General features: G+C 64.1%; 12 protein-coding genes and 3 pseudogenes. 9 read left to right on the top strand and 6 right to left on the bottom strand.

The features are described 5' to 3' along the window. Window positions 1-7: 7 nt before the first annotated feature. Window positions 8-1,612, bottom strand: a complete 1,605-nt coding sequence (locus tag AC5Y7D_RS28615; protein ID WP_499929401.1) for an MFS transporter — start codon at window positions 1,610-1,612, stop codon at window positions 8-10. A 663-nt stretch (window positions 1,613-2,275) separates the two neighbouring features. Here AC5Y7D_RS28615 and AC5Y7D_RS28610 point away from each other — a divergent pair. The 3 genes from AC5Y7D_RS28610 to AC5Y7D_RS28600 are packed head-to-tail and all read left to right on the top strand — an operon-like array spanning window position 2,276 to window position 6,502. Next, the gene (locus tag AC5Y7D_RS28610; RefSeq protein ID WP_499929399.1) at window positions 2,276-4,234 is read left to right on the top strand and encodes a PE family protein; all 1,959 of its coding nucleotides are present in this window, start codon (window positions 2,276-2,278) and stop codon (window positions 4,232-4,234) included. A 15-nt stretch (window positions 4,235-4,249) separates the two neighbouring features. Further along, window positions 4,250-4,693 carry a PE family protein gene (locus tag AC5Y7D_RS28605; protein WP_499929413.1) on the top strand — a complete coding sequence of 148 codons (444 nt, stop codon included), beginning with the start codon at window positions 4,250-4,252 and terminating at the stop codon, window positions 4,691-4,693. Between the two features lie 15 nt (window positions 4,694-4,708). Next, complete coding sequence (locus AC5Y7D_RS28600; RefSeq protein WP_499929397.1) at window positions 4,709-6,502, top strand: PE family protein; 1,794 nt, start codon at window positions 4,709-4,711, stop codon at window positions 6,500-6,502. Between the two features lie 574 nt (window positions 6,503-7,076). On the opposite strand, the gene AC5Y7D_RS28595 is transcribed toward AC5Y7D_RS28600, so the two are convergent. Further along, window positions 7,077-7,313: a hypothetical protein gene (locus AC5Y7D_RS28595; RefSeq protein WP_499929395.1), complete on the bottom strand. Its 237-nt coding sequence runs from the start codon at window positions 7,311-7,313 to the stop codon at window positions 7,077-7,079. A 743-nt stretch (window positions 7,314-8,056) separates the two neighbouring features. On the opposite strand from AC5Y7D_RS28595, the gene AC5Y7D_RS28590 reads away from it, so the two are divergent. From AC5Y7D_RS28590 to AC5Y7D_RS28580, 3 genes are all read left to right on the top strand, one after another. Then, entirely contained in the window at window positions 8,057-8,476 is a 420-nt protein-coding gene (locus AC5Y7D_RS28590; protein WP_499929393.1) for a YbaB/EbfC family nucleoid-associated protein, read from the top strand. A 126-nt stretch (window positions 8,477-8,602) separates the two neighbouring features. Further along, on the top strand, window positions 8,603-10,039 hold the full coding sequence (gene espB, locus AC5Y7D_RS28585; RefSeq protein ID WP_499929391.1) for an EspB family ESX-1 secretion system-associated protein: 1,437 nt from the start codon (window positions 8,603-8,605) through the stop codon (window positions 10,037-10,039). A gap of 228 nt (window positions 10,040-10,267) precedes the next feature. Continuing rightward, window positions 10,268-12,367, top strand: coding sequence for an EspK C-terminal domain-containing protein (locus AC5Y7D_RS28580; protein ID WP_499929389.1), 2,100 nt, complete (start codon window positions 10,268-10,270; stop codon window positions 12,365-12,367). A 94-nt stretch (window positions 12,368-12,461) separates the two neighbouring features. On the opposite strand, the gene AC5Y7D_RS28575 is transcribed toward AC5Y7D_RS28580, so the two are convergent. Further along, a complete protein-coding gene (locus AC5Y7D_RS28575; protein WP_499929388.1) occupies window positions 12,462-12,794 on the bottom strand; it encodes a hypothetical protein in 333 nt (110 codons plus the stop codon). A 266-nt stretch (window positions 12,795-13,060) separates the two neighbouring features. Here AC5Y7D_RS28575 and AC5Y7D_RS28570 point away from each other — a divergent pair, with 266 nt between their 5' ends. The 3 genes from AC5Y7D_RS28570 (at window position 13,061) to AC5Y7D_RS28560 (ending at window position 15,716) form a co-directional block, all read left to right on the top strand. Further along, window positions 13,061-14,389: an EspA/EspE family type VII secretion system effector gene (locus AC5Y7D_RS28570; protein WP_499929387.1), complete on the top strand. Its 1,329-nt coding sequence runs from the start codon at window positions 13,061-13,063 to the stop codon at window positions 14,387-14,389. A gap of 74 nt (window positions 14,390-14,463) precedes the next feature. After that, window positions 14,464-14,778, top strand: coding sequence for an ESX-1 secretion-associated protein (locus tag AC5Y7D_RS28565; RefSeq protein ID WP_499929386.1), 315 nt, complete (start codon window positions 14,464-14,466; stop codon window positions 14,776-14,778). Window positions 14,779-15,104: 326 nt separating this feature from the next. Then, the gene (locus tag AC5Y7D_RS28560) at window positions 15,105-15,716 is read left to right on the top strand and encodes a hypothetical protein (protein WP_499929385.1); all 612 of its coding nucleotides are present in this window, start codon (window positions 15,105-15,107) and stop codon (window positions 15,714-15,716) included. A gap of 78 nt (window positions 15,717-15,794) precedes the next feature. Here AC5Y7D_RS28560 and AC5Y7D_RS28555 read toward each other — a convergent pair. The 3 pseudogenes from AC5Y7D_RS28555 to AC5Y7D_RS28545 all read right to left on the bottom strand — a co-directional run. Continuing rightward, window positions 15,795-15,941 (bottom strand): annotated as a pseudogene (locus AC5Y7D_RS28555) (IS1380 family transposase); the annotation flags it as partial. A gap of 602 nt (window positions 15,942-16,543) precedes the next feature. Then, window positions 16,544-17,329, bottom strand: a pseudogene (ilvC, locus tag AC5Y7D_RS28550) (ketol-acid reductoisomerase); the annotation flags it as partial. 89 nt (window positions 17,330-17,418) lie between these two features. Then, window positions 17,419-17,945: pseudogene (locus tag AC5Y7D_RS28545) on the bottom strand (hypothetical protein); the annotation flags it as partial.

The raw sequence follows: 17,945 nt of genomic DNA, 5'->3' as shown, positions 1-17,945 counted from the left end.
GCGGCCGCTATGGTGTGGCTTGCTTGGTCGGCTGGGACACTGGCCGCAGTCGCCCGCGCAGTAGGGGCAACCACCACGACGGCGCAGGGGGTGGGGCCAAACGGCGCGCTTGGCGGTGCCGGGGGCGTGAGCGCCGGAGGAACGCATGGAGCATCATCACGATGAGGGTCAGGCCGGTGATGGTGGCTCCCGCGGTGAAAGCGTGTGCCAGGCCGGTGATGAACGCCTCGCGGACGGCATCGGTCACGCTGGGACCGAGTGCGCCGAGTTGCGGGTCAGCCGCGACGTGCATCCCTGCGGCCGGTGATTCGTGAATCGCGCTGGCCGCTTGCTGCGGGACCGCGGCGGGCAGCTTGAGATGGTTGCGGTAGCCGGCGCTGAACAGGGAGCCGAGAATGGCGATGCCTAGGGCGGCGCCCAGTTCGCGGGTGACGTCGTTCATCGCCGAGGCCACGCCTTGTTTGTCGGGTGGTAGCGAGTCGACGATGATGTTGGTCGCCGGAGTCGCGGAAAGGGCGAGGCCGCCGCTGAATACGAGCATGCCGATCAGCAGGTCAACATAGGTCGACGCGGTGTCCAGGCGCGCGAGCAATAGGAACCCCGCTACCATGCACGCCAGGCCGGCCGAGATCACTGTGCGATTGCCAAGCCGCCCAGCAAGTTTCGGGGCGATCGCCGACACGGGAAGGACCACCGCGGCCATCGGCAGCATCGCCAGCGATGACTTCAGCGGTGCATACCCGAGCATCAGCTGGATGTATTGCAGCCCTACGAAGAAGAAGCCGAAAGTGCCCAAGAACTGGATCACCAGCGCCGCTGTCCCAGAACTGAACCCGCCGTCGGTGAACAGGCGCGGGTCAAGCATCGGCCTGGCAGTGCGTAGTTCGTGGAACACGAACAAGGCGATCGCCGCGACCGCCGCGATCAAAGCGGCAACCACCGAGGAGTGAGTCCAGCCCCGATCGGCGCCTTCAATGATGCCGTACACCAGTGCACCGATACCGATGGCACTCAGCCCAGCGCCGGGAAAGTCGGGAGCGGGTTCTTCAGCGCTCTTGGTGTTGGGCACGAAGACCAGCGTGACAATCAGGGACACCCCGGCCAGGGCGGCGGTGCCGATGAAGGTGGAGCGCCAGGAGTAGTGCTCGAGAAGTAGGCCGCTGAGGAGCAGGCCCATGATCGATCCCGCGCTGGCGAACCCGGCCCAGATGCCGACAGCGCGGCCTTTGTGGTCGGGATGTACGACGGCGGTGATGGTCGACAACGTGCTGGGCATGATGAATGCCGCACCTACGCCCATGACCACGCGGGCGATGATGATCGTGTGCGGCGAGCTGGCGGCCGCGGCCAACGTGTTGGCCAGGCCGAAGATCAGAGTGCCCACCAGTAGGGTGCGCCGGCGGCCGAAGTCGTCGCCAATCGCTCCAGCCGGCAGGACCAGTGCCGCAAGCGCGACCGTGTAAGCGTCTGCAATCCACGTCAGGTCGGTCGCGCTAGCGCCCTGGTGCAGTGCGATATCAGGCAGCGCAACATTGACGCCCGCCACCGCCGACATAACGACAACTAGTGCGCCGCAACACGCTAGGACGACACTTCGGGGATCGCTACGCATGGTCAATTCCTTTCAATCATGGCGCTAAGCCGTTGCAGGACAACAGAAATGGCTCTATCGCCGGAGGTACCGGGCTCGCTGGGGTCCGCACCGACTTCGGCTGCGCCGCTGGCGAGCCGAGCCCGCTGCGCCGCAGGTGTGAAGGCGGAGACGGTCGGAGTTGTGTCCGACGGCTTGATCGCGGAAGTCGGTACGAGCCGCAAACGATGTAAGCCACAAGTCCTCCTTCGTCATCGAAGCTGAAGATATCTTCAAATATGCCCATGCCATTCGTCAAGTGTTTTTTGAACAAAACTTCATGTACGAGGATTCCTGCGTAGCGGTGCGGAGTGTGAGGTGGAAGCGATGCTGAGGCGCTCACTGTTGGGACCGGTGACGGGGCCGCGTGTGAGGGCATGCTCAGGCCTCGCGATCGCGTCGGCCCCGGCTACCACGGCATTTATGAGGAATTCTTCAAAAAGCTTGACTGAAGATAGATTCGTGGATGACAATTCCCTCAGTATTACCTGGGAAGTTGATGGGAAGCGGCTCGAGTGAAGTCTCCCGGTGCGCACTGCGGGTCCGGGAGCAGACGCTCTGGTTGTTGACAGCGTCGAGGGTCCAGGCATTGCAGGGGATACACCACCACAAGAGTTCGCGAGCCGCAACGGAAGGAACTAGAAGATGTCTTATCTGCTCGTCACGCCGGAGCTGGTCAGCTCCGCGGCCGCGGATGCGGCGAACATCGGGGCGGCCATCAACGCCGCGAATTCTGCCGCGGCGGCCTCGACAACGGAGTTGCTTGCCGCAGGAGCCGACGAGGTCTCCACGGCCATCAGCGCTCTCTTCAGCTTCCACGGGCAGGCCTACCAGATGCTCAGCGCCCAGGCACAAGGCTTTCACCAGCAGTTCGTTCAAATCATGTCGGCCGGCGCAAGCTCCTACGCCGGTGCCGAGGCCGCTAACGTGTCGCCGCTGGGGCAGCTTCAGCAGCAAGCCCTGGACATGGTGAATGCACCAACTCAGATGCTGGTCGGGCGTCCACTGATCGGCGACGGTCCCAACGGCTTGCCGGGTACTGGGATGCCTGGTGGGCCAGGTGGGTTGCTGTACGGCAATGGCGGCAACGGCGGATCGGGCGGCGCGCTGGGGCAGGCCGGCGGGGCCGGTGGCTCGGCCGGGCTGATCGGTAACGGCGGGTCCGGCGGCGTCGGTGGCACGGGCGCGGCCGGCGGGCAAGGCGGCGCGGGTGGATATCTGTACGGCTCCGGCGGGGCTGGCGGTGCCGGCGGTATCGCGGGAACGTCCGGCATCGGCGGCGTCGGTGGTGTCGGCGGTGACGCCGGATTGTGGGGCCACGGCGGGTCGGGCGGCACTGGTGGCATCGGAGCCGCCGGCGGCAATGGTGGCGACGGCGGCCGGGTGTACGGCACGGGTGGCAATGGCGGCGCCGGTGGCGTCGGTACCGCCGGTGGTGGGAGCGGGGGCGCCGGGGGTAGTGGCGGTGACGCCGGATTGTTGGGCCACGGCGGGGCCGGTGGTGCCGGTGGCGTCGGCGGTGCCGGCGCCGACGGGCAGAATCCTGGTCTGGCGCCTCAGGTCGCGCCTGCTGCCGACGGCACTGACAACAGCAGCAACAACGGCGTGGCCGGCGGCAACGGCAAAGCGGGTACCGTCGCCGGCCAGGCGGGCGGCAACGGTGGTGGCTCCGGCGATGTCGTCACGTCCTTCCCGGAGCCAGCCGGCGGCCTAGCCGGCGGGAACGGCGGCAACGGTGGCGCCGGTGCGGCAGGTGGCAACGGCGGCACGGGAAGCCTGGCGGTCAGCGGAGGGACTCCTTCCTCACCTACCACGGGCGGCAATGGCGGCAATGGCGGCAACGGCGGAGCCGGTGGGCAGGGCGGCGCCGGGGGCGACGGCGGTGGGTCCCGGAGTCAGACTGCCGGTTTGACTTCCAAGGGCGGTACCGGCGGGACCGGCGGCAACGGGGGCACCGGCGCGAATGGCGGCGCCGGCGGAAACGGCGGCACCGGTACGTTTGCCGAACATCCGACTTTCAGCGCCAACGGCGGCGACGGCGGGACCGGCGGTAAGGGCGGCAATGCCGCCAACAATGCTGGCATCGGAGGCACTGGCGGGGTCGGTGGGGCCGGCGGGCGCGGCGGCACCCTGTGGGGTGACGGCGGCGCCGGCGGACTCGGCGGCGCCGGCGGCAGCGGCGGAAACGGCGTCATCGGCGGTCACGGCGGCTACGGCGGTAGTGGCGGCGATGCGGGGAGCATCAATGGGAATCCTCTGGTTGCGGGCAAAGGCGGCGACGGCGGCTGGGGCGGCAACGGCGGCGACGGCGGCCAGGGCGGAGCCGGGGCCGCCGGTGGCGCCGGTGGTGCGGGCGGGCTGTTTGGTAAGGCCGGTAGCACCGGAGCCGGCGGTATGGGCGGTACCGGAGGCGATGGAGGCGATGGAGGCGGCGGAGGCAACGGAGGCCAAGCAGGCACAGGTACCGCCCCTCTGGGGGGTAAAGGCGGCCTCGGCGGTCTCGGTGGCCTCGCGGGTAAGGGTGGCATCGGCGCATTCGGAAGCGGCGGCAACGGTGCGTTTGGCAGCGCCGGCGCTCAGGGTGCCAACGGCGCCGACGGCTGATCCCCCCGCCGGCCGATCCCATCACCGTTACTTGTCGGCTGCGGCCTAGGCGGGTTCTGCCGAGTTCTAGGCCGACCGTCGAAGGAGACGAGGTGTCACACGTCGTCATGGCGCCGGAGCACCGCGGGTGCCGCGGTGTCGGCGACAGGCCTGGTGGCAGCCGGTACCGATGAGGTGTCACAGGCGGTCGCGGTGCAGTTCAGCGAGTACGGGCTGGCCTACCAGCCGGCCAGCAGGCAAGCGGCGGCATGTCAAGCTCGGTTTATCCCGAGCTTGGCGGCCGCTGCGGAGTCGTACGCCAGCGCCGGCGGCGCGCACGGATGTGCTGGCGCCGGTGCGCGCGGCTTTTGCGACGCCTATGGGCTATGGGTGCAGGCGGTTGATTGTCAACGAGCTCAATCGGTTAGACGGCAGACTGGCGACTGCCCGACGGGTTTCGGCGAGGTCGATGGTCGCTAGTCGAAGGAGTCGGTGATGTTGTATCTGCGGGTTGCGCCGGAGTTGGTTGGTGTTGCGGCTGGCGATTTGGCCGGTGTCGGGTCGGCGATCGATACGGCCACGTGGGTGGCATCGGCGTCGACGACGGAGTTGATGGCGGCCGGTGCTGATGAGGTGTCTGCGGCGGTGGCGGGTTTGTTCAGTGAGCACGGGTTGGCTTACCAGGTGGTTAGCAGGCAGGCGGCGGCGTTTCATCGGCAGTTGGTGGATGCCTTGGCTGCTGGTGCCGGGTCTTATGTGAGTGCTGAGGCCGCCGGTGCGTCGCCGTTGCAGACTTTGGAGCAGCAGGTGCTCAGTGCGGTCAATGCACCGGCTCAGGCGTTGTTGGGGCGACCCTTGGTGGGGGATGGCGCGGCTGGGGGCACGGTCAATGGGGTGGGGCAACCTGGTGGTGCGGGCGGGATCCTGTATGGCAATGGGGGCTCGGGGGGTGTGAGTACGGCGGTTGGTGTCGCTGGGGGTGCTGGGGGTGGTGCCGGGTTGTGGGGCAGCGGTGGGGCTGGTGGGCAAGGTGGTGCTGGTGCGGCGGGGGGTAGTGGTGGTACTGGCGGGTTGTTGTATGGCAATGGTGGCGTTGGTGGGACCGGTGGGGTTGCCTCGGCTGGCATTAACGGCGGTGTTGCTGGGCGTGGGGGTGACGGGGGAAGTGCGGTGTGGTTTGGCAGCGGTGGTAGCGGCGGGCAGGGCGGGACTGGGTTAGCCGGTGCCAACGGGACCAACGCCACCCCTAACGGCACCACCGCTGCCACCGGAGCGTCCGGGCTGAGTATCGCCACTTCGGCCAGTGGCATTTTCCAATTGGTCGGCGGCCCGGGAGCCGACGGAGTAACCGGTGGCCCGGGTGTTGCGGGTGGCAACGGCGGGACTGGGGGCTCGGCTTTTATCACCGGCCCCGGGAGTGGTTCCAACGACTTATCGGTTTATGGCGGCGCAGGCGGTCTGGGGGGCGTTGCCGGCGCCGGAGCAACCGGCGGTGGGGGCGGTCCTGGTGGCTTCGTCACAATCATCGATACCGGCACCGGCACCACTGCGGCGGCCATCGGCGGCACCGGGGGTGCCGGGGCGGCAGGCGGAGTTCTTGGCGGAGCAGGCGGCCCCGGAGGAAGTGGCGGTACGACGACGGTGATTGTGCCCAATAGCTCCTCCCCTAGCGCCATCGGCGGTGAAGGCGGCGCTGGCGGTGCCGGTGCCAGCGGTGCGGCCGGCAGCGGCGGCGGAGCCGGCGGTGCTGGCGGCAGCGGGGGCCGGGGCGGACTGCTGGTCGGCGACGGCGGTGCCGGCGGGATCGGCGGAATCGGCGGCAGCGGCGGCAGCGGCGCCAATGGGGGTGGGGGCGGTATCGGTGGCGAAGGCGGCACGGGCCTGGTCAATAACCAGATTTTCTCTGGCGCAACCGGGGGTGCTGGAGGTGCCGGAGGAGACGGTGGTGGTGGCGGCAGCGGTGGTGAGGGCGGCGCCGGTGGTCAGGGCGGTGCGGGTGGCTTGCTGGCGGGAACGGGCGGGTCCGGCGGCGCCGGCGGCAGCGGTGGTGAGGGTGGCGCCGGGGGTCAGGGCGGCAACGGCGGCGCGGGCGGTGTCGCCGGTAACGGCGGTGATGACGGTCCTGGCGGCGCTGGCGGTGACGGGGGTGGTGGTGGCGCCGCGGGGGTCGGAGGCACCGGTGGTGCCGGCGGGTCCGGCGGTGTTCTCACTGGCGGCGGGGGCGTTGTCGGTACCGTCGGCGGCGCCGGTTCAGCAGGCACCAAGGGCGCAGATGGCCAACAGGGATGACTTGGTTCGCCAAGCGCAGCAAGGGTGCAAACCCCCGCCCCACCCGTAACCGTGTGGCGTTTGTTGGTACGACGAAGGTGAATACTGAGTGTCTGGCTCGGTAATCACCATTCGTCCTCGCGCAGAAATAGGCGCAACCCGAATAAGCCAGGGCCGCTTTACTTTCAGTTCTGTCGGTGATTCGAGGTTATGGCCTTGATCCGTTTAGCTTCTGTTGTTGAGTGTGGGCACCATGGCTTTGTCCAGCGGTTGACTGAGGAAGCCTCTATGTAGTCGACTGCCCTGAATTCTGTTGTGTAACAGCAGAGATAAGGATCTCTCGGCAGAATGAGCGGTGGGCAAGGGCGGGCCCCATTGAGCGAGAGTCAACCGGCGCCGAAGTTTTTGGCGGCGCCGTTAAAGCAGTGGAGCGCCGTGACGGGTCCCCGTTACTGAGTCCACCAGTTTCGAGTCGGGTTTGTTTGACGGTTTCACTTGATCTCGCAGGTCACCGGGGTGTCGGTGCCCCTGCATGCCGCAGCGTATTCGGCCGGCGTGCGGTATCCAGGGCACCACGGATTTCCCGGCGCTCGTCCTAGCCCAACGCCGCCCGGGTAAGCCGGCCGATCGCGGGGTACCTGGTGGTGTAGGCGTGCAGCCTGGCCCGCATCTTGGCGTCTGGGTCATCCGGGGTCTGCGTCGCAGGCGGGCGACGGTAGGTGGAGCGGGTAAACCCAACAGCCTTGCTCGCCAATGGTTCCGACATACTCAGCGTGCCGGTGAGCAGGTCCGCGGCGCGGCGCTTTGCCCCCGTCGCCGTGCAACTAGCCATGATTGAGCTCCCCGCCGAGTCGCATCAATGAGTCGCGCTGAGACCTGCAGCAGACTCCGGTGAACATGTCTTCAAAATACTTGGACGAAGACGGAGCACGTGCTTAGGGCCGAGTGCCTAACCCGGTCGCAGCGCGCGGACCAGTCTGTACGAAGGCCGCCAGTCCGGGGTGTGTGCGTAGTTCCGAAGCGCCCTCGCTGGGTGAGAAGCGAAAAATCATTTCGGATCAAACAAGCATGTATTGCCATCGGTACCGCCGCGGGCACAACGCCTCCGCTGCGACCGCAAGTGCTACCGACCCGGCCGGGGTAAGCCTCGCTGAAGGCGTAACGCTCGTCGCATTTTCCTGAAGTGGTGCCCGGGCGCAGGCGTTGTGAGCTTCGACGCATCACCAGCTCAAGCCGTCCCCAACACTTGACTGAAGATATCCTCGTAAGTGAAGATAAACTCAACAACCGAGAGTGAGGAGCGGGTATGGCGCACGACGTCGAGGCGCAACGTGGCCCCACACCAGCGAGTGCGGCGCTCGCCGAGGGGGGCGGCATTTTCAAACCTCGTTTGGAAGCGAAGTGTTTGCTTCACGGCGATTCAGACGTCAGGTCACATCCGGCCTCATCGATCGTTGCCGCGTGCAGGCCGCCAGTTGGCCGATCTCTTAAACGTAAGACCCCAGATGGTGTTGTCACCGCAACGATCGCGGGTGGCAATGGTGAACAGAGCGAAGGTGCGCCGAAAATTGCGCGATGCCGCACGGGGCGGCGTTACGGGCTGGTTGGAACATTCGAGCGCTCAATGCGTTCAGGACCCTTCAGCAGATGAGCAATGACACGCACCCTCAGGTGGCTGAGGCGTTGAAGCTCTTGGAGCAATTCAATTCGGTCCTCAGCGACCAGATGCACCGATCACAGGTGGCTACTTTCAGTGGCGCCGATGAGGCCAAGAGCGTCGGGGTGACCCTTGATGGACGACGCACTCTGACCGGCCTATTCGTCGAAGAAGGCCTGCTACGTCTGGGTGCGAAAACAGTCCAGGAGCGCATCAACGAGGCGCTGGCCAACGCGCAGGCTGCCGCGTCCGCGACGATCCAAGCGCAGCAGCAACAGCTTGCCTCTTCGCTCGCCGACATCGCCGATTCCCTCAAGACCTCACTGAGCGAGTTCTAGTGGCCTTTTCCGTTTCACCGATCTGTCGGCGCCGATGATCGCGCGGTGCTTGCGGACAGCTGTGAGCAGTGAGGCAGGCGTTGCCTCTGCACAGCGCCAACAAGTCGCAATGGGAGATGAGGTGCAATGACACAACCGCGAACACTCCATGTAGAGACAGAAGAATTGCTCGCCAGGGCGGCCGAACTCGAAGACCCGATCGCGGACCGGCCTTCGGAAGATCCCGCGCCACCCTGTCACTTGGCAATGACTAGAGCTGCAGCTCAACAACTTTCGCTGTCAGCCGATAACATTCGGCTCTACCTGACGGTGGCAGAACGAGAGTGGCGGCGACTCGCTGAGTCGTTGCGAAATGCCGCAAAGGCTTACGACGAGGTCGACGAGGGCGCCGCGGAGGCGATCAACTCCCAAACGGCGATGTCGTTGGCGGCTCGCGGCCCGGCAGGAGGAGCCCTCACCGCGGCACAGCTGAGCGACACGCCTGTAGCGGCGATGGCGGACACGTCGGCTTTCGCGGACCTGAAGCAGCGGGCGATGGACAATGAAGCCGGAGATCAGGGTGCGTCATTTCTGCGTTTTGCGGAAGCGTGGGAGGCGCACCAGCGGACGCTACTTGAAGTCCGTTACCGATTCCGGCCCTTCCAGCACTGGTATTGCGAGGCCAGTCATGCCGTGGAACAAAGTTTCGATCTGCAGCGTGGTTGGCTGGACCAAATGGCAGCCATGTGCGGAAAAATGGCCGATCAAGCCCGAGGTGTCATGCTTACGCAGCGTTGGGCTCAACGGGAACACATCTGGTTCCAGAATACAACCGTGAAATATGCGGACTTAGTGCAACTTGACGAACAATATCGTCGACTGCCGAAGTTTCGGCAATCAATAATGGAGATTTATGCACAATTGCAAGCGGAATCTGACGAGGTCCTCGCTGAATATCAACGCCGGGCTTCGTTGCCGTTGGCTCCGCTCACGCCACCGAAGCCTCCCATTGCCTATCGCATAGCACCGCCGCCGAAACCCATCTCCGAATCTCCCCCACCCGATGTGCCTATTTCCGGCGGCGGTGCGGTTCCGCAGCCCACCAATGAGTCGCCCCTGGACAGCGCGAATCTTTTCGATTCTCTCGGCATGTCCAGCCTGCCTTCCTCTTCGATGCCCAATGCGGTGACGACAAATGACTCGAGCGATGCGTGGATGGGGGCGCCGGGCCTGGCGGCCGGCGTGCCGGCGCCGAAAGCGGCAGCACTGAGGGGTGGTGGTGTCCCAGGGCCGGCGCGGCTGCCAATCGGACTCCCAGCGACCAGCAGCTCGGTGCCGAGAAGTCCCTCCGGCGCATCCCCGGCTGCAGACCTCGGCCGTGCCGAGTCGGGCGCAATGGGTAGCGGTGGTATGGGAATGGCCCCGTTGCGCGGTCCTGGAGGGAAGGACCAGGGCGGTGGTAAAGCCGGCAAGCGCCCGCAGCGGGATGAGGAGGCTCTCTACACCGAGGAGAGGCCATGGACGCAGGGCATCATCGGTCGACGCCGATTGAAAGATGCCCCAGATGCGGAGGAGCCCAAGTGATCGGTGGAGGTTTGGCCGGCATTGCCGACAAGTTACGGCTGGCCCGGCCGCGGTCTTCGGCGTTCGGCGAGTCGGCGCGCCAGGAGGGAAGCGAATCCCATGTCGCGCAACGGCGAAGAACGTCTGAAGGAGGCACGGCATACCTGGGGCGCATGCGGATCCCAGCCGACCACGGTTGGCCCGACATCTTGATCGATTAGTCGTGTTCGGCTCGTGGAGGAATACACAATGGGACTGGCAAGACCCGCGGGTCGTTACGCCGAGCAGATGCTTGAAGCGGCTGGATGGCCAGATGTGGACGAGGACATCCTTTTCGATCGGGCTGGCGAGCACGCGCGGGATTTGCGCGACGTCACTGAGGTGCTCGCGACGTGCAAATTCCAGCACGCTGATGTCTTCGATGGTGGCATCTGGTCGGGTGCTGCCGCTCGTGCTGCCGGCCGCGAACTCGAAGCGAATATTCATCAGTTGACGGCACTGCAGACCGGGCTCGCAACAGCTATCTCATGGCAAAGATACGTCGCCACATTGGTCGCGGAGTCTAAATGGCATATCACCGAGAATATCCAAGATGCCGAGGCTCAGATCAGACTGCTGGAAAATGACCTGACTCTCGACGCCACGGAGCGAACCACAGCGATAGAGGCGCTCATCTCTGTGGCGCGTGAAGCCAATACAAGCTTGGTAGCCACCGCCGCGGATGACATTCTGGCGAGCAAGCGCTGGAGATTGTCGGAAAGTGCGCTTCAGGATCTACTCGGGCAGCAAGCTCCGCCAATTCTCACCAGCGCGCGCTTCGAGCATCAGTACTCGAGCGCACCACCGAAGCAATCGGCGTTGACCCCGCAGCTGTCCTATCTTGCTACTGATCCGCAGTTGTCGCTCGAACCATCCGAGAATTCCGAGACGCCCAAGGCCCGTGAGATCTCTCAGCCGACAGCGCCTAACCCGCACAGCCAGGTGGCCGCTGTCAGACCGCCACCGACTGCCGGCCCCTCTTGCGGGCCGCAGCCCGGACCGGCCGCCCCGCTGCCAGCTGCGGTGCCCGCGCAGTTCTCAGGGGCGGGAGTGCGCGGCGGTGCGCAGCCAGCCCCCATGGCGGCGTCAGCGTCAGCATTGAACGCCAGGCTGGGCGAGGATTCGGCCAGGCCGCCTATCAACGCAGTGCCCAATCGATCCAAATCTCCGATCACGCCCGACGCGCCGAGCGGCGCCGCCTCTGGTGGCCACGTCGTCCCTGGTCCCCTGATCGCGTCGAAAGCATCGAACAGGAAGCCCGTGACACGACTTACGGCGACCGACGCACACGCCCCCCGGACCAGAGTCGGTGCGCGTACCGACTCTGCTGAGAGCACAACATCAGGGGATGCCGCTGCGGTGGCGTTGATTCCGGTGACACCGGCGCGCGCCGAACGGGACGCCATAGCTAATGCGTCTGCGCGCCGGTCGACAAGCGTTGTAGATCCGCTTCAGGTAGCACGGCGCATCGCGGCTGCCTTAAATGCGCCCGACATGAACGGCTGTGGGGCTCTAGGTTTCTACTGGATAACCGGAGTGACCACCGACGGCGCAATCGTCGTCTCAAACAGTTACGGACTTGCGTACATACCCGAACAGCTTTGCCTGCCGAAATCAGTGATAATGGCCAGTGCTGATCAGGCACTCTCGGCCGCAGAGCGAAGGAGCTGGGCTACCTACCCGGTTGTAGCCGTACAGCGCTGGGCTGCTCATTACCAAACCGAACTTCGCGCGGTCATTGGCACCCATGAGCACTTGGCGAACTCCGATTGCGGCGCGGCGAAGATAGCGTTAGAAGCAGAAGATATCCCGGCTTCCGGCAGAATGCCTGGTCGGTCGCGCTTGGAGGTCGTGGATCCGAAAGCTGCCGCCTTGCTGGCCTCGACGACCGATTCGCGCTTGACAAACCTATTGCCCGCTGAACCACTGGATGTTCCTTCTGCCAAACAGCGCGTGCCGGCCGCGACGGATCCCGACTCAGCCGACCGCCTTCTGAAGGACATCGAGTCAGGGACGTTCGACTTCCGGCAACTGCTGGCCCTGACGCCCCCGTCGGGCGGCATCGGGTGGCCAGCTGATGAACGGCCGTCGTTGTGGTTCGAGGTGATGAAACCAATGGTTAGCAGTGATCCCTGTCGCCAGGATGCTCACCTACGCGCGTTTCATCGATACGCGCTCGATTCTCAAGAAATCGCCGTAAAGCAGGCTCACACCACACGTGAAGCGGCCACCAAGCGCGCCGCCGTTGCCGACTGGTTGTACTGGACGCGTGTGGCCGAGCTACTCGATGCAACGGCGCTGGTACCTTGAGGCACCGTAGCAAAGCTTGGTCAAGCTGCAGCGTTGGTGCGGCTGGTGCGCTCAGCCTCCTACTGCTGGGTGGCCGGCGGACCGCAGGGCGTTTTCACGGATCCACCGCGGCGTTGTATGTGAGCGACTCATCGGCGCTCAGGAATGGGATTCGGCTCAAATGGTCGGCCAGTGATCGATCGGTCTCTGTATACATGCGCGCCGCTGCGACAATATTGCGGCCCGTCTTGGTCACGGCGGCTTGCGCGGCGGGCAGCCCCTCGGTGACCGGTGCCTCAATTATCGACATCGTCGCTTTGATCGCAGCGGACACGGGATCCGTTCCGGCTGCCATTAAGGGCGGCCTGGGCTGTGGGAGAACAAGAACGCTCAACTTATCGCCCGCAATAGTCAAACAGTCGCTGGCAACCAGCAGGGTGTCCGTCATCTTCGCTCTCCTAATTGCAGTGAAATCAACCATTGTTCGAATATTGGGCCCCCCTCTTCCGTTCAGTATATCGTCGTACTTATCAGCTAGCAACAGTTGTGATGATGGCCTCAGTCCGATATCGAGTCAGGCCTCGTTTCTTAAGCGCACTAGCGGATACCGCTCAACGTGGCTATAGCGATCGGTTTGATTGGCAAGTGAAATACCTCGGACATACGATACGCGACTAATATTCTTCGCTGCAAATGTGAAAAAGGATGTCTACCATGAGCTATTTAGCGGGAATTCATGACTTGGCTTATTGCTTCCAGCGGCTAGGCGGCGCGGGAAGCAGCGCCTATTCGGGCGATTGGCTCGGCACCGGCGCCAATCTCGGCGCGGCCGCCGGAAAGGGTATGTGGTATGCGAGGAATCAGGCTGCCGTTCTGAGGGATGCGTTGAGCAAAATGGGCACCAAAGTGCTTCCAACTCCAACAGCGATCATCGACGCCGCGATGGTAGCGATCTCCATGGTCGATCTCCTTAACGGGTTCGGTCCGCCTGACAGGGGAGCTGCACTCACCAACGGATTGCAAAAATTCGAGATCACTTCCCTGCACCTGTCCGCGGCAAACCCGGACGGGCGGGACTGGAGCGGAGATTCGTCGAAAGCCTATGCCGATGCCAACGTGGCTCTGCAGGATCTCGTTGAGAAAATGCAGGAACTTGACCGGCAGTTGCAGGCCCTCGTCAAGCAGCAGGGAAGTGCAGTGGAAAGTGCCCACACAACCATTGCGGTCACTTTGTTCGGGCTTGTCGTTGCCCAAGGTATTGCGCTCGCGCTATACCTCACTCCGGTCGTCGGTCCGGAAGTCTCCTGCGCGTGGCAAATTGCTGCAACATTTGCGGCCGGAGCTACCGTTTTTGCCCAAGAAATGTCTACGTTGTCCGAATCCATCGCGATTGCAAACGCCGCAAATAAAGTGGCGCTTGATTACGGCGAAGTGGCGACACGCGCGCTATCGTCGGGCACATTTTCTCAAATCGAGGTGGCAGGAGCGGAGCAGACGTTGATCGGCTCGGCTGCGGCTGTGTCTGCCGCGGTGGCCGCCGAATCCCAAACGCCGAGCGTTGCCACGCTGGCGGGACTTGCCGGGAGCGGCTCGTTGGAGGGTCAGCCCGCTCTGGTCGATGATCTCGCCGACCGTGGTTCGGACACACATGACTCTCACCAAGATCGCGTGACGCCGAGCGCGCCGGCGTTCCCGCTGCCCCCGGCAACCGCAATGGCGGCGATGTCTGCAATGTCCGGGCAAAGGGCGAATGTGCTCTCGCGCGTTCCTCACCTCATGAACATGGTCAATCAGACCGCGGCACAAGCACAGCAGGCCGGCGCGAGGAACCAACAGAGTCAAGGCGCTGCAGCACCTGCCGGGGAAGGTGTCACCGACGAAGTCGCCGCGGCCGGATACATGCGTACCGAGACAGCGCTCGCAGAGGCGTCCGACGGCACCAACGCGGCGGCTGGGGGCGTGAGCGCCGAGCGTGTGCCCACCGACATCGCAAAGCTTGGCCCCGAACTGCACCAGCCAACGCCCGGGGACCGCATTCGGTAGCGCCACCTGGCTAGCGCGTCGGGCTGTGGCCCGCGAACGACCAGCAACAAGATCTGGGAGAAGGAGACGTATCAATGGCATATCTGACCATCTCGCCGAGCTATCTCGATCAGCTGGCAACCAAACAGGACCAGGCGTCGGCAGCGGTGGGTGAGGCGGCCGCCGCGACCGCGGCAATGAGTACGGCGGTCTGGGTGACCCACGGCGTGATCAGCGGAGCCTCCAACACCGCGTTCGATGCCGCCGAGGCCGTGCGTCGCGCTGCGAGCGGAAACCTGCGAACCGTCGCCACCGACCTCGCCGCCAAGCTGCGCACCGCCAGAGAAACGTACATGAGCGTCGATGAAGAGTTGGGGAGCAGCCTTGACAAACAAGTCCTCGCTCGTTGATCGCGTCCACTTTCATTCGTCTGGGTTGCAGCCCCAATGTCGACGATCGCAATCCGCCAGCAGCCCGCGAGCGGCGGGCATGGCTTTCTGGCCCGACCGAACTCCGCTCAGCTCACCGGAGATTGCGCAGCCTTCATTTCGGAGATTCGAGAATCAGCTGATGACCGGTTTGCCCAGACAGCGGCGGGGCTATCGGCATCTCAAGGACGCGACCACACGCAGGAGTTGGTCACTATTTCCAAGGGCGCACCAAGTGCGACACGGCAGAGGCATTTGCCGGCCAAGTCGATGAATGTCATATGTTTCGCGCCATGGGAAGGGGTGTAATGCCGAATTTCGATAAAGACGAGGATTTTGCAGCCTTGGATCTTTATGAAATCGAGAATTTGGCATCCACAGATTACGCTGCTGCGGACTCGCGGGCCTTAGATTTTGACAGCATCAAGGACGGCGGGGCAGAATCGATCGCGGATGCTTTCGCTGTTTTTGAGCCAGCGGAGTCCGATTACACCGATCTGGATGTATTGGCGCCGGAATCCCAGGCCGAGGTACTTGAAGAGGACAACGGGGATGGGGAGAAAGAAGTTGCGCAGTTATTCACAGTCGTTAATCCGCAGGATACGGTTTCAGTGTCGGCGCTGATCGATGGCAGGACTCAGCGGGTTGAGCTATCGCCAAGCGTGGGGCGTATCAGTGAATCTGAGCTCGCAGAGGAAATAGTCGTGCTTGCTGAGTTGGCCCGACACAAAGGTCTGGCCGGTCAGCACACCTATCTGCTGCAAGACACTGTCTTGGCGGAAGTGTTGCGCGCGCTCGGCGTAGTAGACAACGAAGTCTTGCGCGATTTCATTGAGACCGGAATGGGCTTGCCTACGGCTGAACAGGCCATTGCGGCTCAGTCGCGGGTATTCGCAAGCCGGTACTTCAGCGAGGGATGAACGCCCCCGTCACCCCATCCGCCGTTTCGTCGAAGCAGTATGAATGCACGAGTCATTGTGATATCGGCACGGGTGAAAGGCGCCCGGGTGCGGTCGCTCATTGCGGATGATGACCCGGATCCCTCCGGGCCAGCCGGACAAATCCAGCACGCTGGTGGACTCGACCCAGGCATCCTGAGGCACCGCGCCGGCGGTGCCATAGGCCGGAAGCCAGGCCTGTTCGGGAATCGCGCCAATCGTTGCAACCGCCATGGCGCCAACGCGCCGATCAATCTCCGGCCACGCCCCGCACAAGAGCACAACCGAGAAAGGCCGACAACGTCGCGACCAACCATCCGAGTGTTAACTGTTTAACCACCAATCACGATGAATATCAGAAACGTGGTCGGCCCTGAAAGCGGGCACTCGGTGGGCGGCACGAGTTGTCTTGCCGGAATGATGTCCGGATATTCGGGCAAGCCTGTCAGCCCCGCAGCTCCGCCCGCACGCTACTAACTGCTGTGTGTGAGACCTCCGACCCCGGTTGCTCAAGTCGCTGCCAGGAGCGGCGCCGGTGAGCAGCAATCGTGGCACTAGGCGGGCGCCCAGCGCCTCCCGGCCGCACCGAGATTCCCCGTTTTCCTGACTGACCAACTCGCCAACACCCAAACGCAGGGGAAGATCTCGGCGCCGCGTCTGACCAGCGGGCGGTTGCCGGCGAACGGTGCCGATTGCCGTTGGGCCAGTGCCCGACTTGCCTTTTGCTTTTAGCGAGCCTCCGGGCACGGTGTGCGGGCGGGCACGGCAACCGTTCGAAGGTTGCGCGCCAGACGCAGAGCTCGGGGACCGCGTAAACCCGAAAGATATCCGCCGAACTCCGCGGCGCCAGGCATCGAGTAGTTCATCCGGGCGATCCCGCCCTCATGCATCAAGTCGACGATCAGCTTGAGTTCGTGCAACACCTCGATGTAGGCCGTCTCCGGTGGGTAGCCCGCCGCCACCATCACATCGCATCCGGATTTTAGCAATTGCTCTGCACCACAGGTTAATACGGCCTGTTCGCCAAATAGATCGGTCTCGGTCTCGTCTTTGAAGCTGGTCATGATGACGCCGGCGCGCGTGCCGCCGATGGCCTTGGCGTAGGACAACGACAGCGCCTGCCCTTCGCCCGTCGGGTCTTGGTCAACGGCCATCAGACAAGGCACGCCCTTTCCTGCGACGAATTGACGACGCACCAATTGACCGGGCCCCTTCGGCGCGACCATGGCGACGGTGATGTCGGTGGGGGGCTGGATCAACCCGAAGTGGATGTTGAGGCCGTGACCGAAAAACAGTGCATCGTCGTCCTGAAGGTTGGGCCCGATGTCATAGGTGAAGATCTCGGCCTGAGCGGTGTCCGGAGCCAGCAACATGATCACATCAGCCCACTTTGAGACCTCGGCAGGGGTGTCAACTTCCAGACCCTGCTCCTTGACCTTTGCCCATGACTTCGAACCCTCCCTCAGGCCGACTTTCACCTGCACGCCGGAGTCACGCAGATTCAGCGCGTGCGCCTGCCCTTGGCAGCCGTATCCGATGACGCCGACCCTGCGAGCCTGAATGATCTTCAGGTCGGCCTCGTCGTCGTAGAACATTCTTGATGCCACGCCGACCTTCCCTTCTCCCTTTAAGGTCTCTGACTTCACTGCGCAGATAGGGCCGCGAACCACCACCCGATGTCCGATCAATCGGCCTTCACGAAGGCTCGATGGCTCAGCCGCACGACAACATCTCGAGTTGGCTGCGGTCGGCCGGGGCGGGGAGTCGAGTACGCGAACAACGCTGCGGGGAAACGAATTACGCTTGCGTGGCGGGTCGCTGCTATGGAAGTAGGCTTGCGCCTCATTTCGCTGGTGTTGAGCAACTCGGCGGTGCCTTCGAACACCGGCCGATCCACGTGGGAATCCACTGCCGCCTTGCGGACGAAGGCCAGAGGGGTGGTTGTGGGCCGCCTGCCGCAGTCTTTGGCGGGAGAGGCGAAGTTGGTCATCTGCGCCACGATTCGGCAGGGCGCGGTCACGGGTGAGGTGAGGTTGAGGTTCTCCGCCGGGGTGGTGGGGCGCTGGTGTCTTGGTGCGGTGTTGATGGCTGAAAGGTTGGGTGGTAGCTCCGCGGTGGTGGTGGCGCTGGTCGGGATTTTGCTTGCGCCGGTGTCGGTTTGGATCCACCAGGAGAGGGGGGTGTGCAGGTTGGTGGTGGTCATGGGTGTGT

The sequence above is a fragment of the Mycobacterium sp. NGS49 genome, assembly GCF_059812565.1.
The sequence above is the reverse complement of the archived record's forward strand: the minus strand, read 5'-3'. Positions and strand labels throughout refer to the sequence as shown.